This is a genomic window from Neisseria sp. HMSC064E01, assembly GCF_001808875.1.
In the GTDB taxonomy this organism is placed as follows: domain Bacteria; phylum Pseudomonadota; class Gammaproteobacteria; order Burkholderiales; family Neisseriaceae; genus Neisseria; species Neisseria sicca_A.
The window spans coordinates 58,162-81,622 of the sequence record NZ_KV794940.1 but is presented as its reverse complement, the minus strand read 5'-3'; the positions used below and the strand labels follow the sequence as shown (position 1 = coordinate 81,622).

Annotated in this window: 23 protein-coding genes and 1 pseudogene; 11 read left to right on the top strand and 13 right to left on the bottom strand. The window is 50.7% G+C overall.

Going from position 1 to position 23,461, the window contains the following annotated elements:
* Positions 1 to 10: 10 nt before the first annotated feature.
* Together nusA and rimP are read right to left on the bottom strand one after the other, a co-directional pair.
* Positions 11 to 1,513: a transcription termination factor NusA gene (gene nusA / locus HMPREF2572_RS07900; RefSeq protein WP_070497510.1), complete on the bottom strand. Its 1,503-nt coding sequence runs from the start codon at positions 1,511 to 1,513 to the stop codon at positions 11 to 13.
* A 25-nt stretch (positions 1,514 to 1,538) separates the two neighbouring features.
* A complete protein-coding gene (gene rimP / locus HMPREF2572_RS07895) occupies positions 1,539 to 1,970 on the bottom strand; it encodes a ribosome maturation factor RimP (RefSeq protein WP_003741871.1) in 432 nt (143 codons plus the stop codon).
* Between the two features lie 355 nt (positions 1,971 to 2,325).
* Here rimP and serC point away from each other — a divergent pair, with 355 nt between their 5' ends.
* A complete protein-coding gene (gene serC, locus HMPREF2572_RS07890) occupies positions 2,326 to 3,432 on the top strand; it encodes a phosphoserine transaminase (RefSeq protein WP_070497507.1) in 1,107 nt (368 codons plus the stop codon).
* Positions 3,433 to 3,653: 221 nt separating this feature from the next.
* On the opposite strand, the gene HMPREF2572_RS07885 is transcribed toward serC, so the two are convergent.
* The 4 genes from HMPREF2572_RS07885 to dnaA form a co-directional block, all read right to left on the bottom strand.
* Positions 3,654 to 5,315 (bottom strand): electron transfer flavoprotein-ubiquinone oxidoreductase, encoded by a 1,662-nt coding sequence (locus tag HMPREF2572_RS07885; protein ID WP_070497504.1) that lies wholly within the window; start codon positions 5,313 to 5,315, stop codon positions 3,654 to 3,656.
* Between the two features lie 132 nt (positions 5,316 to 5,447).
* Positions 5,448 to 5,933, bottom strand: coding sequence for a disulfide bond formation protein B (locus HMPREF2572_RS07880; protein ID WP_070497502.1), 486 nt, complete (start codon positions 5,931 to 5,933; stop codon positions 5,448 to 5,450).
* A 60-nt stretch (positions 5,934 to 5,993) separates the two neighbouring features.
* Positions 5,994 to 7,097, bottom strand: a complete 1,104-nt coding sequence (gene dnaN, locus HMPREF2572_RS07875) for a DNA polymerase III subunit beta (RefSeq protein ID WP_003758101.1) — start codon at positions 7,095 to 7,097, stop codon at positions 5,994 to 5,996.
* Between the two features lie 148 nt (positions 7,098 to 7,245).
* Positions 7,246 to 8,796 (bottom strand): chromosomal replication initiator protein DnaA, encoded by a 1,551-nt coding sequence (gene dnaA, locus HMPREF2572_RS07870; protein ID WP_070497500.1) that lies wholly within the window; start codon positions 8,794 to 8,796, stop codon positions 7,246 to 7,248.
* Here dnaA and HMPREF2572_RS13505 point away from each other — a divergent pair.
* The 5 genes from HMPREF2572_RS13505 to yidC all read left to right on the top strand — a co-directional run bounded on the left by HMPREF2572_RS13505 (position 8,795) and on the right by yidC (position 11,674).
* Positions 8,795 to 9,175, top strand: a complete 381-nt coding sequence (locus HMPREF2572_RS13505; protein WP_168161782.1) for a hypothetical protein — start codon at positions 8,795 to 8,797, stop codon at positions 9,173 to 9,175. The genes dnaA and HMPREF2572_RS13505 overlap by 2 nt on opposite strands.
* A 46-nt stretch (positions 9,176 to 9,221) precedes the next feature.
* Positions 9,222 to 9,356 carry a 50S ribosomal protein L34 gene (gene rpmH / locus HMPREF2572_RS07865; protein WP_002214728.1) on the top strand — a complete coding sequence of 45 codons (135 nt, stop codon included), beginning with the start codon at positions 9,222 to 9,224 and terminating at the stop codon, positions 9,354 to 9,356.
* A gap of 2 nt (positions 9,357 to 9,358) precedes the next feature.
* Entirely contained in the window at positions 9,359 to 9,697 is a 339-nt protein-coding gene (gene rnpA, locus HMPREF2572_RS07860; protein WP_003758090.1) for a ribonuclease P protein component, read from the top strand.
* Positions 9,697 to 9,918: a membrane protein insertion efficiency factor YidD gene (gene yidD / locus HMPREF2572_RS07855; RefSeq protein ID WP_003762642.1), complete on the top strand. Its 222-nt coding sequence runs from the start codon at positions 9,697 to 9,699 to the stop codon at positions 9,916 to 9,918. The genes rnpA and yidD overlap by 1 nt, the downstream gene beginning before the upstream one ends.
* A gap of 112 nt (positions 9,919 to 10,030) precedes the next feature.
* Positions 10,031 to 11,674 (top strand): membrane protein insertase YidC, encoded by a 1,644-nt coding sequence (gene yidC / locus HMPREF2572_RS07850; RefSeq protein ID WP_070497498.1) that lies wholly within the window; start codon positions 10,031 to 10,033, stop codon positions 11,672 to 11,674.
* Positions 11,675 to 11,767: 93 nt separating this feature from the next.
* Here yidC and HMPREF2572_RS07845 read toward each other — a convergent pair whose 3' ends face one another.
* From HMPREF2572_RS07845 to HMPREF2572_RS07835, 3 genes are all read right to left on the bottom strand, one after another.
* Complete coding sequence (locus HMPREF2572_RS07845) at positions 11,768 to 12,484, bottom strand: YwqG family protein (RefSeq protein ID WP_070497496.1); 717 nt, start codon at positions 12,482 to 12,484, stop codon at positions 11,768 to 11,770.
* A gap of 205 nt (positions 12,485 to 12,689) precedes the next feature.
* Positions 12,690 to 13,100, bottom strand: coding sequence for a ClpXP protease specificity-enhancing factor (locus tag HMPREF2572_RS07840; RefSeq protein ID WP_070497494.1), 411 nt, complete (start codon positions 13,098 to 13,100; stop codon positions 12,690 to 12,692).
* An 18-nt stretch (positions 13,101 to 13,118) separates the two neighbouring features.
* On the bottom strand, positions 13,119 to 13,724 hold the full coding sequence (locus HMPREF2572_RS07835) for a glutathione S-transferase N-terminal domain-containing protein (protein WP_003762636.1): 606 nt from the start codon (positions 13,722 to 13,724) through the stop codon (positions 13,119 to 13,121).
* A 192-nt stretch (positions 13,725 to 13,916) separates the two neighbouring features.
* Here HMPREF2572_RS07835 and HMPREF2572_RS14860 point away from each other — a divergent pair.
* A pseudogene (locus HMPREF2572_RS14860) lies at positions 13,917 to 14,027 on the top strand (IS5/IS1182 family transposase); the annotation flags it as partial.
* Positions 14,028 to 14,195: 168 nt separating this feature from the next.
* Here the strand turns inward: HMPREF2572_RS14860 and HMPREF2572_RS07830 are convergent.
* The 4 genes from HMPREF2572_RS07830 to HMPREF2572_RS07815 form a co-directional block, all read right to left on the bottom strand.
* Positions 14,196 to 14,945 (bottom strand): lysophospholipid acyltransferase family protein, encoded by a 750-nt coding sequence (locus HMPREF2572_RS07830; protein WP_070497492.1) that lies wholly within the window; start codon positions 14,943 to 14,945, stop codon positions 14,196 to 14,198.
* 114 nt (positions 14,946 to 15,059) lie between these two features.
* Positions 15,060 to 15,809: a GNAT family N-acetyltransferase gene (locus HMPREF2572_RS07825; protein ID WP_070497490.1), complete on the bottom strand. Its 750-nt coding sequence runs from the start codon at positions 15,807 to 15,809 to the stop codon at positions 15,060 to 15,062.
* 294 nt (positions 15,810 to 16,103) lie between these two features.
* On the bottom strand, positions 16,104 to 17,927 hold the full coding sequence (locus HMPREF2572_RS07820) for a transferrin-binding protein-like solute binding protein (protein ID WP_070497487.1): 1,824 nt from the start codon (positions 17,925 to 17,927) through the stop codon (positions 16,104 to 16,106).
* A 209-nt stretch (positions 17,928 to 18,136) separates the two neighbouring features.
* Positions 18,137 to 18,760 carry a biliverdin-producing heme oxygenase gene (locus HMPREF2572_RS07815; RefSeq protein ID WP_070497484.1) on the bottom strand — a complete coding sequence of 208 codons (624 nt, stop codon included), beginning with the start codon at positions 18,758 to 18,760 and terminating at the stop codon, positions 18,137 to 18,139.
* 464 nt (positions 18,761 to 19,224) lie between these two features.
* Here HMPREF2572_RS07815 and HMPREF2572_RS07810 point away from each other — a divergent pair, with 464 nt between their 5' ends.
* The 4 genes from HMPREF2572_RS07810 (at position 19,225) to HMPREF2572_RS07795 (ending at position 23,417) form a co-directional block, all read left to right on the top strand.
* On the top strand, positions 19,225 to 20,535 hold the full coding sequence (locus HMPREF2572_RS07810) for a paraquat-inducible protein A (protein WP_070497482.1): 1,311 nt from the start codon (positions 19,225 to 19,227) through the stop codon (positions 20,533 to 20,535).
* Positions 20,532 to 22,193 carry an intermembrane transport protein PqiB gene (gene pqiB / locus HMPREF2572_RS07805; protein WP_070497480.1) on the top strand — a complete coding sequence of 554 codons (1,662 nt, stop codon included), beginning with the start codon at positions 20,532 to 20,534 and terminating at the stop codon, positions 22,191 to 22,193. The genes HMPREF2572_RS07810 and pqiB overlap by 4 nt, the downstream gene beginning before the upstream one ends.
* The gene (locus HMPREF2572_RS07800; RefSeq protein ID WP_070497477.1) at positions 22,193 to 22,711 is read left to right on the top strand and encodes a PqiC family protein; all 519 of its coding nucleotides are present in this window, start codon (positions 22,193 to 22,195) and stop codon (positions 22,709 to 22,711) included. The genes pqiB and HMPREF2572_RS07800 overlap by 1 nt, the downstream gene beginning before the upstream one ends.
* A 64-nt stretch (positions 22,712 to 22,775) precedes the next feature.
* Positions 22,776 to 23,417 (top strand): glutathione S-transferase family protein, encoded by a 642-nt coding sequence (locus tag HMPREF2572_RS07795; RefSeq protein ID WP_070497475.1) that lies wholly within the window; start codon positions 22,776 to 22,778, stop codon positions 23,415 to 23,417.
* Positions 23,418 to 23,461 lie beyond the last annotated feature (44 nt).

Genomic DNA, 23,461 nt, shown 5'->3' with positions numbered 1-23,461 from the left:
TGTACCCCCATTAGTTCTCTTCGGTAAACCAGTGTTCGCGGGCGGCAAGAATCACTTTTTTCGCCGCTTCTTCATCTACACCGGTTATTTCAATCAGTTCGTCAACGGCAAGCTCCGCCAAATCGTCGCGCGTGGTTACGCCGGCTTCCGCCAGTTTGCGGAGCATGTCGGAATCTACGCCGTCCAAATTGCGCATGTCGTCTGAAACTTCTTCCAGCTTCTCTTCGGACGCAATCGCCATGGTCAGAATCGCATCGCGGGCGCGGTTGCGCAGGGTTTCGACGATTTCTTCGTCAAAGCCTTCGATGGCGAGCAATTCGGCAGCAGGAACGTAAGCGACTTCTTCCAGCGTGGCAAAACCTTCTTCAACCAAAATATCGGCGGTTTCGTCGTCGATATTCAGATGCGCGGTGAAGAGGTCGCGGATGGCTGCGTCTTCGGCGGCGGTGCGCTCATCCGCTTCTTCGACAGTCATAATGTTCAACTGCCAACCTGTCAGGTCGGATGCCAAGCGCACGTTTTGACCGCCGCGACCGATAGCAAGTGCAAGCTGGTCTTCGGCAACGATTACGTCAACTGCGTGTTTGTCTTCATCAATCACGATGCGGCTGACTTCGGCAGGAGACAGCGCGTTCATCACGAACTCAGCAGTTTCAGACGACCACAGAACCACATCAATGCGCTCGCCCGCCAATTCGTTGCTGACAGCATTCACACGGGAACCGCGCACGCCGATACAAGTGCCTTGCGGATCGATACGTTGATCGTTGGCTTTGACCGCCACTTTCGCACGTTGGCCCGGATCGCGTGCCACTTCGCGGATTTCCAACAAACCGTCAGCAATTTCAGGCACTTCCATTTCGTACAGCTTCGCGAGGAAATCGCCCGAAGTACGGCTGAGAATGACTTGTTTGCGGCCGGTATTGCCGATTTCGTCCACACGCAAAAACAGCGCGCGGATACGGTCGCCGCCGCGGAAGTTTTCGCGCGGAATCATTTGTTCGCGCGGAATCAGCGCATCCAGCTTACCCGGAACGACTTCGACGATGATGCCGTGGCGTTCTACGCGTTTTACCGTACCGGAAACGATGTCTTCTTTAACAGCCAAGAATTCGTTCAGATTTTGCTCACGCTCGGCATCGCGGATGCGTTGCAGGATGATTTGTTTGGCAGTTTGCGCGGCTTGGCGGCCAAAACCTTCGTTCGGCAGCGTTTCTTCGTAGTAGTCGCCGATTTGAATGTCGGTACCCGGAATTTCTTCTTGGATTTCCTCGATAGTTTTTTCCAGATCGGGATAGGTGTAATCCTCGTCGGCAACAATCAGCCAGCGGCGGAAAGTATAGTATTCGCCGGTATCGCGGTCGATTTCGACGCGCACGTCCATATGCTCGCGGTCAGCTTTTTTCTTGGCTGCGGTAGAAAGGGCAAATTCCAATGCTTGGAACACCACTTCCGCTTCAACGTTTTTCTCGCTTGCCAACGCTTCGGCAAGTTGCAACATTTCGCGACTCATTTTTTAGAATCTCCAATATCAAGTTTTAAAATTTAAATTCGGGGCGCAGGCGGGCTTTATCGATATTGTCTAAGCCGATTTGCGCGGTTTTGCCGTCGAAAGAGAGCGTTACGGTATCGTTTTCACAACCCTCGATGCGGCCGATAAAGTTCTTTTGTCCGTCAACAGGCAGGCGGGTTTTGATTTTTGCCTGCTGTCCTGCAAAGCGCACGAAATCGGCGGCTTTTTTCAGCGGACGGTCAAGGCCGGGGCTGGAAATTTCCAGATTTTTATAATCGATGTCTTCCACCATGAACACGCGGCTCAAATGATTGCTGACAGTCGCGCAGTCTTCGACGGTAATCCCGCCTTCTTTATCGATGAACACGCGCAGCGTGCCTTGCGCAGTCAGCTCGAAATCGACCAGTTCGTAGCCCAAACCCGGCAGGGTTTTTTCGAGAATTGTTTGAATATCCATGAATCTCCCGGAGTACATAAACAAAAAAATGGCCCGGTGGCCATTTTTCGTCGGAGTTGAAAAATTGGCTTATTATAACCGCTTTCCACTCAAAAGAAAAGCGTTGATTTATCGCGGCTTTTTTTCAGACGACCTCATAGAATGAATCTGTCGAATTGCATAAATTAAAACTTAAAATTGTTGACAAAAACAGTCGTCTGAAAAATCACCTATTAAACTTACCCTTTGATAATCATCATATTATTTCCAACCCTTCTTTTTCAGACGACCCCGTTTCCCTTCCATACGGCTTGCACGAAGCACGCCGTCATTCTAAAATCCAAAGCTGTTATCATCGAAACAAAAAGGCATTGCCATGTCCGCCCGCCCCATCTACAACTTTTCCGCAGGCCCTGCCGTCCTACCTGAAGCCGTATTGCGTACCGCGCAGCAGGAAATGCTCGACTACAACGGCACAGGCTTTCCCGTCATGGCGATGAGCCACCGCTCGGAAATGTTCCTCAGCATCCTTCATCATGCCGAACAAGACCTGCGTACGCTGCTGAATATCCCTTCGAACTACAAAATTCTGTTCCTGCAAGGCGGCGCGACCACGCAATTCAACATGGTTGCGATGAACCTGGCGCATGGCTTCCCGTCCGCCGACGCAGTGGTAACGGGCAACTGGAGCCGCATCGCCTACGAACAAATGAGCCGTCTGACCGATACCGAAATCCGACTCGCAGCACACGGCGGCGAACAATTCGACTACACCGCCCTACCGCCCGTCGAAACTTGGGACATAGACAAAAACTCCGCCTTCGTCCACTTCGCCATCAACGAAACCGTCAACGGCCTGCAATACCAAACCGTTCCCAAACTTTCAGACGACCTGCCGCCGCTCGTTTGCGATATGTCCAGCGAAATCCTCTCGCGCGAATTTGACGTTTCCGACTACGGGCTGATTTACGCGGGCGCGCAAAAAAACATCGGTCCCGCCGGCGCAACCGTCGTCATCATCCGCGAAGACCTGCTTGACCGCTGCCCCGACAGCATTCCCGACGTCTTCAACTACCGCTCGCACATCAACCGCGACGGCATGTACAACACCCCGTCAACCTACGCCATTTATATGTCGGGTTTAGTGTTCCGCTGGCTGCTGACACAAGGCGGCGTGAAGAAAATCGAAGCCGTCAACAACATCAAAGCCCAAACGCTTTACGACGCCATCGACGGCAGCGGCGGCTTCTACATCAACCGAATCAGCCCCGATGCCCGCTCGAAAATGAACGTCGTTTTCCAAACCGCCTCAGCCGAACTCGACCGCCGCTTCGTCCTCGAAGCCGAACTGCAAGGCCTGTGCCTGCTCAAAGGCTACAAAACCGTCGGCGGCATGCGCGCCAGCATCTACAACGCCATGCCGCTCGAAGGCGTACAGGCGTTGGCGGACTTTATGAGCGATTTCCAGCGACGTTACGGCTAAAGATTCATGTGTTTTTAAAAGCGCAACAGATTCAAAACAAATCCCCAAAGCGGATCAATTTGAATTGAAACAAAGCAAACCGACGCTATTCAACTAAAACTCGGTCGTAGCAAAACCTAAAAGGTCGTCTGAAAATCTTAAACTAAGATTTTCAGACGACCTTTCTTTATCCGGCGCGGCGAATGCTTGTCTAATTCAGCCAAAGCTGCCGTTGCCGAAACCTACATCCCGCCGTAATTCGGCCCGCTTGCACCTTCGGGGCAAATCCAAGTGATGTTTTGCGTCGGGTCTTTGATGTCGCACGTTTTGCAATGAACACAGTTGGCGGCGTTGATTTGCAGGTGCGGACTGCCGTTTTCTTCAACGATTTCGTACACACCCGCCGGACAATAGCGCGTTTCAGGCGAGGCGTATTCCTTGTAGTTCACGTCTATCATCGTTTGCGGATTTTTCAGCACCAAATGGTCGGGCTGGTTTTCTTCGTGCGCAAGATTAGCGAGGAAGACGCTGCTTAAGCGGTCGAAGGTCAACACGCCGTCGGGTTTCGGATAATCAATCGGCTTGCACGCGGCGGCTTTTTTGAGTTGCTCGTTGTCTTTGCCGTGATGTTTCAAGGTCCACGGAGCTTTGCCTCTGAAAATCATTTGGTCGATGCCGGTATAGATTGAGCCGAGGTAAACGCCCCATTTGAATGACGGACGGACGTTACGCGCGGCGTAAAGCTCTTGATACAGCCAGCTTTGTTCGAAACGTTGCTGATAATCCGCCGCTTCTTTGCCGCTGTCGAAACCCTCCGCTTCTTCAAGGTTTTCCAACAAGGGGAACACGGCTTCTGCGGCGAGCATGGCGGATTTCATCGCGGTATGAATGCCTTTGATGCGCGGCATATTGAGGAAACCCGCCGCATCGCCGATTAAAACGCCGCCTTTGAACGAGAGCTTCGGCAGGCTTTGCAGACCGCCTTCAATCAGTGAACGCGCGCCGTAAGCGATACGGCGGCCGCCTTCGAAGGTTTTGCGGATTTCGGGATGGGTTTTGAAGCGTTGGAACTCTTCAAACGGCGACAGATAAGGATTTTTATAATCCAAACCGACTACGAAACCGACGGCGACTTTGTTGTCGTCGAAATGGTAAACAAACGCGCCGCCGTAGGTTTTGCTGTCCAGCGGCCAGCCCGCGCTGTGTATAACCAAACCGGGCTGATGTTTTTCAGACGACACTTCCCAAATCTCTTTGATGCCCAAGCCGTAAGTTTGCGGCTGGCTGTTTTGGTCGAGTTGGAAACGTTCGATGACTTGTTTGGAAAGCGAACCGCGGCAACCTTCGGCAAACAGGGTTTGCTGCGCCCAAAGCTCCATGCCGGGCTGGAAACTGTCGGTCGGCTCGCCGTCTTTACCCACGCCCATATTGCCGGTTGCAATGCCTTTGACCGAACCGTCTTCGTGATACAGCACTTCGGCGGCAGCAAAGCCCGGATAGATTTCCACGCCCATATTTTCCGCCTGCTCCGCCAACCAACGCACGACTTCGCCCAAGCTGACGATGTAGTTGCCGTGATTGTCGAAATTGGGGGTAACGGGCAGATTGAACGCCTTTTTCTCAGTCAGGAACAACACTTTGTCCTGCGTTACCGCGCGCGTCAGCGGCGCGCCTTTTTCTTTCCAGTCGGGAATCAGCTCATTCAGCGCAACCGGATCAATAACCGCGCCCGCCAGCGAATGCGCACCCGCCTCCGAACCCTTCTCCACCACGCAAACGCTGATTTCGCGCCCGTTTTTTTCGGCAAGCTGCTTGAGTTTGATGGCGGCGGACAAACCCGATGGGCCTGCGCCGACAATCACGACATCGTACTGCATACTGTCGCGGGTGATGGATTCTGTCATGGCGGTTCCTGTATGTTTATTATTGAATTGAAAACCCGTGATTATACAACGGGAACATATAGTTACCAAATACAACAAAGGTCGTCTGAAAACCATATTTTCGGTTTTCAGACGACCTTTTCATCTTTAAAGTTATTTGGTTTTAAACCAAGCAAACCACACCAATACAATGACAAAACCGAAATAGGCGATGCTCCAGTATGGCAAGGCAATGCCCAGCAGATAGTCCGGCACGGCACAATCGCCAAAGCCGCGCACAATCGGTTCAAACCAGTCAAACAGCGGCCAGTCTTTTAAACGGAAAGTCCACGGCGCGCCACAAGACGGCGCACTACCCGGCGGCAGGCTTTGCAACCACAATTGATATGCAGCAACACCCGCGCCATACACCGCCGGCACACTGACCAACAAGGCGCTGAACAGTCTGCCAACCTTAGAAGCCTGACGGGAAAAGGCCGCTACCAAAGCCACCAATCCGACCGCTAAAACCGACAAGCGCTGCAAAATACACAAAACGCAAGGGTCCATTCCCAAAACATATTGCGAGACGAACGAACCGCAGGCAGCCAAGATCGATAAAACAACCAGAAAAAAGATAGTTTTTCTAAAAAAATTCATAACCTTAAACTTTCCAATTATTCAGACGACCTTTTTATTCATTTCAAAACAACCGCCGCATCAGATGCGCATCGGCATTACGATGTATTTGAAGTTCGGGTTGTTCGGCACGGTAAACAAGGTCGAACGGTTGGCATCACCGAAAGCAAGCTGCATATCGTCGGAATGGATGTTGCGCAATACGTCCATCAGATAGCCGATATTGAAGCCGACTTCGAGTTCGCCGCCTTGGTAGGCGATTTCGAGTTCTTCGCGGGCTTCTTCCTGCTCGTTGTTGCTGCACACGACGCTCAAGAGGCCGGGTTGCAGGAACAGGCGCGCGCCGCGGAATTTTTCGTTGGCAAGGATGGCGGCACGTTCCAACGCGCCCAAAAGTTGGGTACGGGAAACGAGGAAGATTTTGTCGTTGTCCAGCGGGATGACGCGGTTGAAATCGGGGAATTTGCCGTCGATGACTTTGCTGACGATGGTTGTGCCGTTGCATTGGAAGCGCACTTGGTTGTTGAGTAACTCGACGCTGATGGGTTCGGACGGGTTGTTCAGCAGCTTGAAGAGTTCCAAAACGGTTTTACGCGGCAGGATGACTTCGGTTTTGGGCAATTCGGCTTCGATTTGGCTGGCGGCGTAGGCAAGGCGGTGGCCGTCGGTGGCGACGAGGCGTAGTTGGTTGCCTTCAACCTGCATCAGCAAGCCGTTGAGGTAGTAGCGGATGTCTTGCACTGCCATGCTGTATTGGACTTGCGAAAGCATGGTTTTGAAAGTCTCCTGCGACAGGGAAAACGCTGCGCTGATGTCTTCGCCGACGCTCATCAGCGGGAAATCTTCGGCAGGCAGGGTTTGCAGGGCGAAGCGTGATTTGCCTGCACGCAGGGTCAGACGGTTGTCCGCCCAGTCGAGCGAAACGATGGCGCTGTCGGGCAAGGCGCGCAGGATGTCTTGGAATTTTTTGGCATTGGTGGTAATGCGGAAATCACCCGCCTGACTTTCCGGGCCGGCCGTGTTGATTTGGATTTCCAAGTCGGTCGCCAAGAGTTTGGTTTGACCGTCTTTGCTTTCGAGCAGGACGTTGGAGAGGATGGGCAGGGTATGGCGGCGTTCGACGATACCGGTAACGGCTTGCAGCGGCTTGAGCAGACTGTCGCGGTCGGCTTGTAAAATCAGCATGGTCAATTCCTTTTGAATCGGTTATTTCGGGTGTTTTTGAATCGGGTTCGGCGGACGAGATAGTTGATTCGCCGCCGTTAAAATCAAAGTGTATTTGTGTTTTCAGACGACCTTTTAAGAGAGGGGTCGTCTGAAAGACGGTTCTGACTCAGTTTTGAATCAGAATCAGGAGTTTTTCGTAATCTTGCGCCAACTCGGGATCTTCTTCGCGCAGTTTTGCTACCGCTTTCACGCCGTGCATGACGGTCGTGTGGTCGCGTCCGCCGAACGCATCACCGATGGACGGCAAGCTGAGGGTGGTCAGTTCTTTGGTCAGGCTCATGGCGACCTGACGCGGACGGGCAATGTTGCGCGTGCGTTTTTTGCCGAGTATATCGCTGATTTTAATACGGTAGTATTTGGCAGTCGCGTCGATAATGGTGTCGGCAGTAATGATTTTGTGTTTTTCGGCGATGATGTCCTGCAAAGCCGTGCGCGCCAAATCCATGTCGATGACGGGGCGGTTCATAAAGCGGCTGCTGGCACTGACGCGGTTGAACGCGCCTTCCAGTTCGCGCACGTTGGAACGAATCAGGTTGGCGACAAACAATGCGGCCTCGTCTTCAATGCTGATGCCTGCCGCTTCTGCCTTTTTCTGCAAAATCGCCACGCGCATTTCCAACTCGGGCGGCTCGAGTTCTAAAGTCAAACCCCATGAGAAACGCGATTTGAGACGGTCGTCCATGCCTTCGATTTTGGCAGGCAATACGTCGCAAGTGAGGATGAGCTGTTTTTTCTCGTTGTGAAAATGGTTGTACAGATAGAAGAATTCTTCCATCGTACGGTCTTTGCCTTTGATGAACTGGATGTCATCGATAATCAGCAGGTCGTATTGTTTGTATTGCTGCTTGAACACATCGTAAGTATTGTTGCGCACCGCCTTCATAAAGCTGCGGATATAGTCGTCTGAATGCATATAGCGCACTTTGGCGTCAGGGCGGTTTTTCAGCAGTTCGTTGCCGATGGCCTGCACCAAGTGGGTTTTACCCAAACCGGTGCTGCCGTACAGGAAAAACGGGTTATAGCCCTGCCCCGGATTCTCCGCAATGGCTTGGGCGGCGGCGGCGGCAAGGCGGTTACCCTTACCTTCCACCAAGGTATCGAATGTGTAGTCGCGAGACAGATTGGTCTGCTCGTAACGCGCTTCTTCCGCATCGCGCTGCGCTTCCGTTTTGGCTTTGGCAACGACTTTGGATTCTGCGGGCGCGGCGGCAGGCTGTTTGCTCTCGTGCGGCAGATTTTTCATGCGCTGCGCCAAAATATCCGCCGCCGTTTTCGCAACGGAGGGTTTGTCTGCGTTTTCAGACGACGTCTCATCCGAAAAAGATTCTTGCGCGTCAGTTTTCGGTATTTCTTCCGTCAACGCAGCGTGTTCGGACGCCACTCCACCTATATTTTCCGACATTTCATAATGCTGCCCCACGCCCGCCTTAAACGCAAAAGCCGCCTGCTGCGGAGCCAATTCCGCACGCACCACTTCGATTTTGGCGGCAAACTGGCTTTTGAGCATATTGCAGGCAAACTGGTTTTTACCGTAAACCACCCACACGCCGTTTTCCTCGCCCACGGTCAAGGGCGCAATCCATTGCGCGAACTGCCCGGCAGGCAAAATATCGTGAAGTCGGCGGAGGCACTGCGGCCAAAATTCTGCTAGCGTCATGAATAAGCTCGAGTCGTGGAAATCGTTGGAAAGAAACGGAGAGAAACCGTCGGAAATTGCAGCCTTTGAAAATGCGGTTTCAGCCCGACGGGAAAAGTGTCGCAAATACCGCACAAACCCTATCCGCCAAACCGAACGTCGTCTGAAAATACAATTAAATTATTTTCGGAAAATCATCACGATAAATCCATATCAACATTTTCAGACGACCTATTGCCCAGCAAAGGGACAGGAATTGCCGATTATACCCACTCCGACCAACTTTATCCACAACCCGCCGGAAATTTTATCCACAAAGCGCCACGCAAATCCGCAAACCAAACCACCCCGCGCGCCATATCCATTTACTCAACCGAGATTGACAAAAGATGAAAATTAGAGTGTAATTCACGGTTTATTTATCTACCGATTTTTTAGGAAACATCATGAAACGCACTTATCAACCTTCCGTTACCAAACGCAAACGCACCCACGGCTTCCTGGTTCGCTCCAAAACCCGCGGTGGTCGCGCAGTATTGGCAGCCCGTCGCGCCAAAGGCCGCAAACGCTTGGCAGTGTAATTTTGGACTACCGCTTCGGAAAGCAGTACCGCTTATTAAAAACGGATGATTTTTCATCCGTTTTTGCGTTCAAAAACCGGCGCAGCCGCGATTTGCTGCAAGTCTCCCAATCTGCCGACAACGGATTGAACCATCCGCGGCTCGGCTTGGTCGTCAGCAAAAAAACAGCGAAACGCGCACATGAGCGCAACTATATGAAGCGCGTCATCCGCGACTGGTTCAGACTGAACAAAAACAGCCTGCCGCCACATGATTTCGTCGTACGCGTCCGACTGGCATTCAACCGGCAAAACGCTGCCGAAGCCCGAAACCAATTGGCGCAACTCATGCGCAAACGCTGATGAACACCCTGTTGTCCAAATTCATCCTCGCGCTGATCCGTTTTTACCAATACGCCATCAGCCCGCTGATACCGCCGCGCTGCCGCTATACCCCGACCTGTTCGCAATATGCGGTCGAGGCAGTCAAAAAATACGGTGCATTCAAAGGCGGCTGGCTTGCTCTCAAACGCATCGCCCGCTGCCACCCTTTCGGCGGACACGGACATGACCCCGTCCCGTAATCCAAATCATTCGGATAACTTGATTTCCTTTAATTTCCCGTCGGTTTCTATATAATGCCGTCTGAAGCAGTTTTCATCTCCATTACATACCCGTCAATTCCAGGAATCTCTTATGGATTTTAAAAGAATAATGTTAGCTTGTATTATCTCGCTGGCAATCCTTGTAGGCTGGGAACATTTCTTCCCCAGCCCCAAACCCAATCCGGCACAACAAGCCGCGCAGCAACAGCAGCAAACCGCCGCAACCGCTGCCGCTGAAGCCGCACTCGCCCCCGCAACGCCGATTACCGTAACGACCGACACGGTCAAAGCCGTCATCGACGAAAAAAGCGGCGACCTGCGTCAAATGACACTGCTCAAATACAAAGCAAATGGCGACGAAAACAAAGCATTCACCCTGTTTAACGACAGCAAAGAATACACCTACGTTGCCCAGTCCGAGCTTTTGGATGCACAAGGCAACAACATCCTCAAAGGCGTCAACTTTACTGCAGCGCAAAAAGAATACAGCCTCAACGGCGACAAAGTCGAAGTCCGCCTGAGCGCGCCTGAAACAAACGGACTGAAAATCGACAAAGTCTATACTTTCACCAAAGACAGTTACCTCGTCAACGTCCGTTTCGACATCACCAACACCAGCGGCAAGCCCGCCAACCTGAGCGCGGACTACCGCATCGTACGCGACCACAGCGAACCTGAAGGTCAAGGCTACTTTACCCGCTCTTTCGTCGGCCCCGTCGTTTACACTCCTGAAGACAAATTCCAAAAAGTCAGCTTCTCCGACTTGGACGACGATGCCAAATCAGGCAAAAACGAAGCCGAATACGCCCGCAAAACCCAAACCGGCTGGCTCGGCATGATTGAACACCACTTCATGTCCACCTGGATCCTCCAGCCTAAAGGCGGACAAAGCGTTTGCGCCGCTGGCGACTGCCGTATCGACATCAAACGCCGAAACGACAACCTCTACAGCACCAGCGTCAGCGTTCCCCTTGCCGCCATCCAAAACGGCGCGAAATCCGAAGCCTCCATCAACCTCTACGCCGGCCCGCAGACCACATCCGTTATCGCCAATATCGCTGACAACCTGCAACTGGCAAAAGACTACGGCAAAGTACACTGGTTCGCCTCCCCCCTCTTCTGGCTCCTGAACCAACTGCACAACATTATCGGCAACTGGGGCTGGGCAATCGTCGTTTTGACCATCATCGTCAAAGCTGTACTCTACCCGCTGACCAACGCATCCTACCGCTCGATGGCAAAAATGCGCGCTGCCGCGCCCAAACTGCAAGCCATCAAAGAAAAATACGGCGACGACCGTATGGCGCAACAGCAAGCCATGATGCAGCTTTACAAAGACGAAAAAATCAACCCGCTGGGCGGCTGTCTGCCTATGTTGTTGCAAATCCCCGTCTTCATCGGCTTGTACTGGGCGTTGTTTGCCTCCGTAGAACTGCGTCAGGCACCTTGGCTGGGCTGGATTACCGACCTTAGCCGCTCCGACCCCTACTACATCCTACCCGTGATTATGGCAGTAACGATGTTTGCCCAAACATTCCTCAACCCGCCGCCAACCGACCCGATGCAGGCAAAAATGATGAAAGTCATGCCACTGGTTTTCTCAGCCATGTTCTTCTTCTTCCCTGCCGGTTTGGTACTTTACTGGGTAGTCAACAACCTCCTGACCATCGCCCAACAATGGCACATCAACCGCAGCATCGACAAACAACGCGCCCAAGGCGAAGTTGTTTCCTAACAGCGGTTTGACACACTAAAAAGGTCGTCTGAAAACTTAATTTCAGACGACCTTTTCGTTTGGGAACGTCACAAAACTTGATTGATTGGACATTCAGCAACAATCAAACACAAATGCCACACGGCTGAAATCGCGTTTAGCCAAATCTTCGGGCGTAATGAAGAAATTCGCTACACCAGAATCGCCCCACATCAGTTTTCCGGTACAGTGGTCTTTTTCATTGATATCAGTGTCTAATTGCAACAGCAGAATGTATTTGCGCCAGTCGGAATAAGTGATGGTAGCTGGATCGTCAAAATCGGCTTTTTCGTCATACTCAATAAACGGGTCGCCCTGAAGAAAAATCGGAGAACCGCCGATTTTATGCCCTTGAAATTTATTGAAATCTTCATCTTCCTCTTCTTCGCTTGCCGCTTGGAAAATCAGCGGAAACTCGCCGGAAAACGGCAGACATTCAGAATCGGTTGCCTGATAAGCGGAAAAATCGGTTTGCAATTCGCTCTCGGGCAACAGTTCGGGATAGTACATGATACGCCAACCGGTTTGTTCCGACAGGTTTTCAAAGTCGTAGCCTAAACCGTAATCCAGCCCATCAACAAAAACTTGCAAGATGCCGCGTTCAGGGAACCCAGGCAACAGCGGCACTTCGGCAAAGTTGATTTGCGCCACTAAGGTCAACGGATGCTTTTTCTCGGCGTGATACGGGTATTCAGCATTTTTTGGCAGGTAAGGTTTGCCGCCAACTTTGCTTTGATAAGGCGTAGTGGCAGCGGCTTCTCCCAATGTAAAGCGGACAGTGGGACGGTACATGAGGTTCTCCTATCGGATAGAAAGCTTTTGAATGGAATAAATTATATCGGATTAAATCAATGTTTACCTGCAATCTCTGAGGGGTCGTCTGAAAGCATAAACTTGCTCAACTAGAGTACGCCTTTAAAATACTCCTCCCCTTTCACAATGAACACAAAAAGGTCGTCTGAAAACTTAATTTCAGACGACCTTTTACATTTCCAACCTATTTCACAAACTTCAACACCTTGCCGGATTTTGCCGGCGCATCGGTTTCTTGTTTGTTTTCAGTTTCCTGTTTCGGTTGTTCTTTATCGGAAGGTTCATAAGGTTCGACTTCGAATCCCATGCCTTCGCCGCTTTCTCGGGCAAACAGGCTGACAACGTGTCCGACCGGAATCCAAATATCGTGCGCTACGCCGCCAAACCGAGCCGAGAAGCTGATCCAATCGTTGTCGATATTCAAATTATGGCTGGCAGTCGGTCCGATATTGAGGACAATCTCGTTTTCGCGAACATACTGCATGGGGACGCGGGTATGTTCGTTTACCCATGCGACAATGTGCGGCGTTTGATTGTTGTCCGTACACCATTCGTACAAAGCGCGAATCAGATAAGGCTTGGTAGATGTCGTCATGATGAATCCTTTCGGCCTTTAACGGCGCATTGCCTTCTCAGCGGGGGTCATGGCTTCGATGAAGGCTTCGCGTTGGAAGATACGTTCGGCGTATTTCAGCAATGGCGCGGCAGATTTGCCGAGTTTGATGTCGTAATGGTCGAGACGCCATAGTAACGGAGACAGCGCCACGTCAATCATTGAGAAATCATCGCCGAGAATGTATTTATTTTTGGTGAACGCAGGCGCGAGCATGGTCAGACCGTTGCCGATAGCTTCGCGCGCTTTCGCCATTTCTTTATTGGTGGAATTCGGGTTTTCCAATACATGTACTAAGCTGAACAGCTCTTTCTCCATGCGGAACAAAACCAATCGTCCGCGGCCGCGCATGACGGGGTCGCCGGGCATCAGTTGCGGATGGGGGAAACGTTCGTCTATGTATTCATTGATGATATTGGATTCATAGAGGATCAAATCACGTTCAACCAAAACGGGGACTTGGTTATACGGATTCATTACGGCAAGATCTTCGGGCTTATTGAAAATATCAACGTCTTTGATTTCAAAATCCATGCCTTTTTCGTACAGGACGAAGCGACAGCGTTGGCTGAACGGGCATGTAATGCCTGAATATAATATCATCATGGTATTTGGCTCCTATAAGCATCCCAGACAATCCATTGCCTGAAATTGCAGAATAAAACAATCGCAAAATTATACTCGATTGTATCTAACAATTCCACAAAAAGCGCATATCCTTTTGTTTATAAATAAATTTTTAGTAAAATCTAAAATCCTAAAAATGATGGCAAACTCGGATTATTTGCTTTTCTGATGTATAGTGGATTAAATTTAAATCAGAACAAAGCGACGAAGCCGCAGACAGTACAAATAGTACGGCAAGGCGAGGCAACGCCGTACTGGTTTAAAGTTAATACACTATATCTCGATTTTTAGGGCGGATTTGAATGGAAGCAGGACAGTGCCGCCTCTCCTTATGCTTAGGTGAAATAATCAGCAGCTTTATTTTTTCCACTTGCTTCCCACAAGTGATAAAAGGTCGTCTGAAAACCGGTTTCCCTGTTTTTCAGACGACCTTTTGTTTGTTTTGCCTCTTCAGCCCAATTCTTTCAATTTCCGGCTCAAGATGCCGTGTACTTCCTGCGCCGTTTCATAGCGGTCTTCTTTGGCAGGAACTGGCTCCAGGAAATGCAGCTCCACTTTACTGGAAGGCTGGCTGATAATCATGCAGATGGATTGCCATAAGCTGGTATCGCCCACATAAGCCGCCTGAAGGTTCGGACTGGTGCCGTCGGGATTGGGGTAGCGGCAGAGCATGGGGATAATGGGAACACCTGCATCGTAGGCAGTTTGGAAAAAGCTGGGCTTAAACGGGAGGATTTCATAACCTTCCGTACTCGTCCCTTCCGGGAAAATGGTTACGGTATCGCCGTTTTTGAGGGCTTCGGTTACCGTGGCGATTTTAGCGGTATTGCCTTTGGTGCCTTTATTGCGTGAAACGTAAACGGTCTGCGCCTGCGTGGCGAGATAGCCGACCACCGGCCATCTGGCGACATCGTCTTTCGCCACAAATCGACCCGGAAATGCGCCGTTGACTGCCATGATGTCTAACCAAGAGATATGGTTGCTGATTAACAACTGCGCCTGCCCTTCCTGAGGCAGCGTGCCGAAGGTTTCCAGCTTCATGCCGCATGAAGCGAGGACGCGCAGCGACCAGATTTGGATGGCGCGCAGTTTGCGCCGTTTGCTGTAAAAGGGAAACAGGAAGAACATTTCCGCCATGCCGTAAAGCAGGCAGATGCCGATGCAGAGCAGGCGGAAGGTAAAACGTAGTTTGGCAATCATAAGGTTGTGGTGTGTACAATCTTGGTATAGGGTGAAACCGCTAAAAATCAATTATTTGCTGATTTCACAATAGTTGAGGTCGTCTGAAAAGGTTTTCAGACGACCTTTTAGTCTTTATGGTTTAGGGGCGAAACGTTGGAGGTAACGGTCTGCCAGGCGGGTGATGTCCATCATGATGAGCACGTCGGCGCAGTTGAACGCTTCATCGACGCAAGGCTCGCCGCAGAACCATGCGCCCGCATTGAGGTAGCCTTTAATCAGCGGCGGGACGTCCGGTTTGTCCGACGGGGTAATTTCGTCCCATTTGAGCGGATTGAGCGGCTTGACGCACCATTTTTCGGGCGCAAGGTATTTGGATTTCAAGGCATGATACAGACCTGCCGCATCGCTGCCACCGTCGTGCATATCAATGCTGCCGCAGCCTATCATGAAGCGCAGGTTTTCGTCTTTCATGAATTTGACCAAACCCGACCACAAAAGCATGACCAAACCGCCGTTGCGGTAGTCGGGATGGGTGCAGGCGCGACCTAGTTCGACGGTTTGCGGCAAAATGTCTTTCAAAGGGGACAAGTCAAATTCGTGTTCACTATACCAGCCGCCGACTTTTTTGGCGGTTTCTTCGGTAATCAGGCGGTAGCAGCCGATGACGTCTCCGGTTGCGTCGTCAAAAGCCAAAAGGTGGTGGCAATGTTCGTCGTAAGGATCGACATCGCGACCGTCGTCGCTTTCGATTTCTGCACCCAGTTCTTGGGCGAATACCTGATAACGCAAGCGTTGTGCTGCTTCAATTTCCGCCTGCGTTTCCGCAAGGCGCACGCTCAGACCGATTTTGGGGCCGGTTTGGTTGAAACGGCTTTGGGACATGAATTTTCCTGTCTTATACATTGGATAATCGATTTGCGATTATAGCGGATATAGGACGGAATTTATATTGAGTTCGGACAAGTGAAGCAAATTAGGGATGAAATGTCTATGCAGAAAGAATTTTTTACAACAGAATGGGTATGGTTGTTTTCAGACGACCTCTTCCCTGTTTTGAAAACATCCTGCATCCCCTTTCCCCAAACTTACTCTAAAAGTTTCAGGTCATCTAAAAATCCTATTCACTCAAAAACAAACCGCCCTTTCAGGCGGTTTGTTTTCAGCTTAAACAGACGGTTATTGTTTTTTACCGCCGAATACACCGAAGGCATTGTTACTTGAAGAGCCATTATCACCTGGTTTTTCATTGTAACTGTATCGTCCCGCCATTTCGGCAGCTTTATCGCCGTAGAATCCGCCGGAGATAGAACCTTGCACACCGGAATCCCATTTACCATTAAAGCTGCTGCCTGCAATATCTGCAGTAAAGGCTCGTTCATTCATGAACCATCTGTCACCACTATTGATTTTACCTGCGATGGTTTTGGTATCGAAGTTAACATCTGCGGTAAACGAACCGGCAGTACGGTAGCCTCCTGTATCACCCACCCAGTTTTCCTTATTATCCAAGTTGCGGGCACGGAAATTCAACACATCGCCGGCGTATTTAGCTGTACCGGACGGCAAAGAAGCACTCATTTCACCCTGAACAAACAAGGAGTAGGCATTATCGGCAAGTTTTGCCGCACCGAAGACAACATTGCTCAAATTGCCTGAAGCAACAAACGACTTGTAGTCCGAACCCAATTCAGTTTGATAGAGCTTGTTGGTAACAGGTGCCAAAGCGATTGCCGTACCGTTGATGACGACTTTGGTCAAATCGGCGATATTCGATAAGAAGTATTGCTCGCCTGTTTCGCCTTTTTTCAATTCGGTTGCGGCAGCGTCAACTTTAGGCTGAGTTACAGGCGCATCAGGTTTGACAACCGGCGCATCAGGCTGTCCGCCTGCTTGAGCTGCATCTTGGCGTTTTGCACCAAACACACCGCGCGCCACTACGTCTTCATCACGTTGGTTTTTGCCTGCCGCACTATATGTACCGGCAAGTTGGTCTGCCTTCGCGCCAAAGAATCCGCCTTGCATCGTACCTTGCTTGTTGGAGAAGGTGTTGCCGTGCAAATCGCCATTGAAAGACAGATTTTCCGCCATATCGCGCGCATTGGATTTGACGACACCTGCAATCCTATTGCCACCGCTACCACCGCCAACCGTTTGATCGGAATAGCGGTTGATACCGACATTGATGGTTTTTTGGTCGAAATTGACTTTTGCGGTAACATCGGTTGCTCTGGCGGCAGGATACAGGTTTTCCAATTTAGATGCAGAGCTTGTATCAGGAAGCTCGTTTAACAAGCTGGTATTGACCGGCAATCCGTTTGCAAAATGCAAACCGATACCTTTATAAGTAGCTTCACCTTTTAGAGCGGCAACGGTTTCGCTACCAGACGGCGCACCTTGTACAAATAAAGCTTGTTTGAAATCACGCAGGTTGGTTACATCGGCAACACCGCCGTAACGAACGTCAGGCAGCAGGTCGCCGCTGTGTACCGCATATTGTGCTGCATCGGCTTTACCGCCGTTCGTACTTCTTTCGCCCAACGTGAACTCACCTGCTTTAACGTCTTTGGTATTAATGGCGACACCATCAAGTACGACGCTGTTTTTATCCGAAGCAGTCGGAGCTTCGGTTTTGGCATATTCCAAATCGCCGGTTTCACGCTTTTTCGCTACCAAGACACCGCCATCCAAAGCCTTGCCCATTACTTTGCCTTCACCGCCAAAACCTTGACCTGAATTGGCCTCATTGGCTTTCTTAGCTTCCTCAGCTTTCTTGGCCTCTTCAGCTTTCTTAGCTTCTTCAGCTTTTTTGGCTTCTTCAGCTTTTTTGGCTTCTTCAGTTTGTTTTGAATCGCTTCCTCCGCCCGAGCCGGAATTATTGCCCGGCTGTTGCGGGGTCGGTGCAGGCTGTGCAGAAGGCGTGCCACCACCGCTTGAGCCGCATGCACTCAATGCGATGCTGCAAGCAATCGCCAACATACTTAATTTAAATGATTCCTTCATGGTCAAACTCCTGAATGTGATAATGGCATTTTGGAATGATGATAAAATATTTGATAATTATTTACATCAAACCAATTAAAATCTACCGCAAATGCGGATAACCAAACGGTACTAAACTTACATCAGCATGAAGGTCGTCTGAAAACAGAATTTATGAATCCGCGTATACAGATGTGTTTCAGACGACCTCTACTTATATCGTCAAACCATTAATGACGGTGCGGAACAAAGCCTTCCGGAGCTTCCGCACCTTCAGGCAGACCAAAGGTTTCACGCAACACGACTTTGTAGAACGCAAATGCATCTTTTGCACCTTGAATCGCTTCGGCTTCAGCTTCAGGGCTTAAACCCAAAGCATTCAGATGCTCGACAAAAGCACGCCAATGTTTGCCGCGGCCGTTCGGATGAGGGGCGAGGTGGCGCGCGCCGTGTTCACCGTTGTAATCCAGCTTTTGCGCGTGTTTAAACAAAAATGCTGCGCCCAAATTGGAACCTTCGGCGCAATACAGCCAACCGATGGCTTTATTGCCGGTTTCATGCGGCAGCGGGTTCCCGTATTCGTAAGGTTTGTCACCCAAATCCGCCAAGTCTTGCGTTACCGCATCGTAACGCGCCATGTATTCCAGCTCAGGAATGGCTTTGTTCAACTCGGGGTCTTTATAGATATGATCAACCGCTTTGTGGAACACGGATTGCAGTTTCAAAAATTTAATGTAGTTCTCTTTATTGGTAAACGGCTCGACAGACATAACCAAGTTGTCCACGCTATCATGAACGGTGGTGGTTTGCTCTTTCAGACGTTTGGCAAAAGTCAGCTCTTGTGTTTCGTTCATGTGAATATCCTTTGATAATCTACAAAATTCAATGAATGTTTTAATAAAACCCGCACAGCGGGTTTTCAGACGACCTCAAATGAAGACCGCCCCGAATCAATAAAAAATTAACTGATGAAAAATCTGTATCTAGAAATGGAAATTAAGATACTTCGACATTGACTCGTTTACAAACGAAGATTGTCATATTACAAAACAATTTAGGAATATATATCATTTCTATTACAATAGCAAGAATTTAACTTGCTATTATTTACATAAACCTGTTGTTTCTACATATTTGCAACAAATATGACAAGGGGTCGTCTGAAAACGTTTCAGACGACCCTTTATTAATTACAAACGATACTATTTATATAGTCATAATTTATTTTCCAGACACTATCTCCCCCATATGTAAGCAATTTGGGCTATCCCTATGTTTTCCTTTATAATACCTGCCTCTTTGACCTCTTCCCTCCTCCATGAAACCGATTCCTAGCTATACGCGCTGGTGGCGTTATAAATCCTACCTGCCCGACGCATCGCTGCCGGCGCATACGGTGGATTGCCCGGACTGCGGCAACCGCATGGATATTCCGCGCCTGCGGCAGGGGCAGGAGGCGCATTGTCCGGTGTGCAATCATGAAGTGGTCGAGGTGGAAAACAATCCTTATGTTGCGCCGCTGGCTTACGCGACGACTTCGCTGATTTTGATGGCGTTTGCGTACAGCATGGTTTATATCCGCGTGGAACTCTTCGGCGTAACATCAGTCCTGTCGCTGCCGGAAATGATGCGGCTTTTGATTTATCAGGATTACGGTTTTCTGGCGGAAGTGATGTTCGTCCTCACTTTTGGCGCACCGGTATTGTTTTTACTGCTTTGCCTCTATGTTTATACGGCACTGGTGCGCGAGCGGGCTTATCCTGCGTTGAGGTTTGCGACGCGGGTTTTGGTCAGGCTGCGCCATGCGATTATGGTGGATGTGTTTTTTATTTCCACTTTGGTGGCGTATATCAAGCTCTCGTCTGTGGCGGCGGTAGAATTCGGTTCGGCGTTTTATTTGATGTTTGCGCTGTCGGTCATGCTGATTCGGACTTCAGTCTCGATTCCTCAGCATTGGGTTTATTATAAAATCCACAGACTGACGGGCGGGGATGCGGTGCAAACGGCATCCGACGACAAAACCTGTTGCAGCCGATGCCTGTATTTCCGTGATAAAGACGAGCAGCCTTGTGAGGTCTGCGGTGCGGATTTGTACCGCCGCCGCCCGAAAAGCCTGAGCATTTCGCTGGCGTTTTTGATTGCGGCGTTTATCCTGTATTTCCCTGCGAATATTCTGCCGATTATGATTTCGTCGAACCCTACCGCGCTGGAGGTCAATACGATTTTCAACGGCATTGTGTATATGTGGAACGACGGCGACAGGCTGATTGCGGTGATTATTTTCAGCGCGAGTATTTTGGTGCCGGTATTGAAGATTATCGCGATGGCGGTTTTGATTGCATCCGCTTATTTCAAACCGCCGATGAGCGCACCAAAAATGTCGGTGCTTTACCGGATTACCGAATCCATCGGCCGCTGGTCGATGATTGATATTTTTGTGATTATTATTTTGATGAGCTCGTTCCACACCAACATGGCGCGCGTCGTCCCCGGCGGGGCGGCGGTTTATTTCTGCCTGGTGGTGGTATTGACCATGCTGTCTGCCTATTATTTCGACCCCCGCCTGATTTGGGACAGACACCAGCAGCTTTCAGACGACCCCGATTCCGACGATAACCAGAAACAATGAAAAAACACGATTCTTCTCAAACACATCGCGCACCTGCGCGTGTCAAAAAAACCAATGTCTTCACGTCTATCGTGTGGCTGATTCCGCTGATTGCGCTGATTGCAGGCGGCTGGCTGCTGGTGAAAGACATCCGCAACCGAGGTCCGGTCGTCACGCTTTTGATGGACAGCGCGGAAGGCATTGAGGTCAACAACACGGTGATTAAAGTGTTGAACGTCGATGTCGGACACGTTACCCGCATCAAGCTGCGCGACGATCAAAAAGGCGTGGAAGTCACCGCCCAGCTTAACGCCGATGCGAAAGACCTCATCCGCAGCGATACGCAGTTTTGGGTGGTGAAACCGCGTATCGACCAAAGCGGCGTAACCGGTTTGAGTACGCTCCTGTCCGGCTCGTATATCGCGTTTACGCCCGGCAAAAGCAATGAAACGAAGGACGTATTTGAAGTACAGGACATTCCGCCGATTGCAGCCATCGGACAAAGCGGTCTGCGCCTGAAGCTGGTCGGTCAAAACGACAAAATCCTCAACGTCAGCAGCCCCGTGCTTTATGAAAACTTTATGGTCGGACAGGTAGAAAGCGCGCATTTCGAACCTGCCGACCAAACCGTGCATTACACCATCTTCATCCAAAGTCCGAACGACAAATTGATTAATTCGGAAAGCCGCTTTTGGCTGGAGAGCGGCATCAATATTGAAACCACAGGCAGCGGCGTGAAACTCAATTCCGCTCCCCTACCCGCGTTGCTTTCCGGTGCGATTTCGTTTGATTCGCCGAAAACCAAAAACAGCAAAAATGTGAAGAGCGAAGACAGTTTCACGCTTTACGATAGCCGCAGCGAAGTGGCAAACCTGCCCGATAACCGTTCGCTGTACTACACCGCGTTTTTCAAACAGTCCGTGCGCGGTCTGACCGCCGGTTCGCCCGTCGAATATAAAGGGCTGAATGTCGGCGTGGTTTCCGACGTTCCCTATTTCGACCGCAACGACAGCCTGCATCTGTTTGAAAACGGCTGGATTCCCGTGCGCATCCGCATCGAGCCGTCGCGCATGGAAATCAATGCCGACGAACAAAGCAAAGAACATTGGAAACAACAATTCCAAGCGGCTTTGGGCAAAGGTCTGACCGCCACCATCTCCAGCAACAACCTGCTGACCGGCAGCAAAATGATTGAATTGAACGATCAGCCTTCGTCTTCGCCCAAGCTGCGACCGCACACCGTTTACGCAGGCGATACCGTCATTGCCACGCAAGGCGGCGGTTTGGACGATTTGCAGGCGAAAGTGGCGGATTTGTTAGAGAAATTCAACAATCTGCCGTTGGATAAAACCGTTGCCGGGTTGAACGGCTCGCTCGCTGAACTCAAATCCACCCTTAAATCTGCCAATGCCGCCCTAAGCTCCATTGACAAACTGATCGGCAAACCGCAAACGCAAAACATTCCGAACGAGCTGAACCAAACCCTGAAAGAATTGCGTCAAACCCTGCAAGGCGTATCGCCGCAATCGCCCATCTACGGCGACGTGCAAAATACCCTGCAAAGCTTGGATAGAACCCTCAGAGACGTACAGCCCGTCATTAATACTTTGAAAGAAAAACCCAACGCGCTGATTTTTAACAGCAGCAGCAAAGACCCCATCCCGAAAGGAAGCCGATAATGCGCCTCTTCCCGATTGCCGCCGCCCTGACGCTTGCCGCCTGCGGCACTACGCAAAGCCCGCAATATTTCGTTCTGCCCGACAGCCAATACATCCGACCGGTGGCGCAAGGCAGTGAAATAGCGGTCAAAGTCAACCTTGCCGAGCCGCTTGCCAACGGCGGCCTTGTTTACCAAACCGACGCGTATCATGTGAATCTGGCGAAAAACCACCTTTGGGCGGCGCCGCTTGACGGCGCGTTGGCGGCGAACTTCAGCAACAAACTCAACCGCCTCAACCCGCGCCATACTTTCGTTCCCGCCTCACGCAGCCAAAGCAGCCAAACCCTGAAAATCTATGTTGAAGCCTTCCAAGGCAGCTATCAGGGGCAGACTACCGTCAGCGGCTATGCCCTGTGGCCGGACGGACGCAACAAACCGTTTGACATCACTACTCCGCAACAAGGCGACGGCTATACTGCCATGCTGGAATCTTTGGAAAACGGTTTGAACGAAGCAGCAAAAAGCATTGCCTATTGATGAGGTCGTCTGAAAACCCGCTGCGCTGGTTTCGTCAAACCATTCATCGTGTAAAGGATAAAACATGCAAAACATCACGCTCTACACCCATCCCCTTTCACGCGGCAGATACGTCGTATGGATGCTCAAAGAATGCGGCGCGGAATACACCGTCGTACCCATTCAGTTCGGCACGCAAATGAAATCCGCTGAATATCTCGCCATCAACCCACAAGGGCAAGTCCCCGCGCTCAAATTTGGTGATGCCGTACTGACCGAATCGACCGCCATCATTACCTTTTTGGCAGAACAGTTCCCCGACAAACACCTCATCCCCGCCGCAGGTACGGTGGAACGCGGCGAATACTACCGCTGGATGTGCATATTGATGCACCTCGAATACGCAGGCTTCAACAAACTGCACAACCTGCCGGTCGATACACCCGAGTGCCGCCGCCAAATCGGTTACGGCGATTTCGATACCGCATGGAACACATTGCGCGAACACTTGAAAAACCACGACTACATCGTCGGCAACAGCTTTACCGCGATGGATTTGTACTGCTCCGCACTGATTCTGCACTTAACGCAAAATTGGAAAGTGTTGCCCGCCGATGAAACCGACGTATTGCAACGCTACGCCGCCAAACATCTCGCCCGCCCCGCTTTCGCCGAAACCCAAGCATGGACGCAAGAAACCGCCGCCCAAATGCCGCCTGTGGCATAAATCAAGATTATTAAAACCAAAAGGTCGTCTGAAAACCCTTCGCA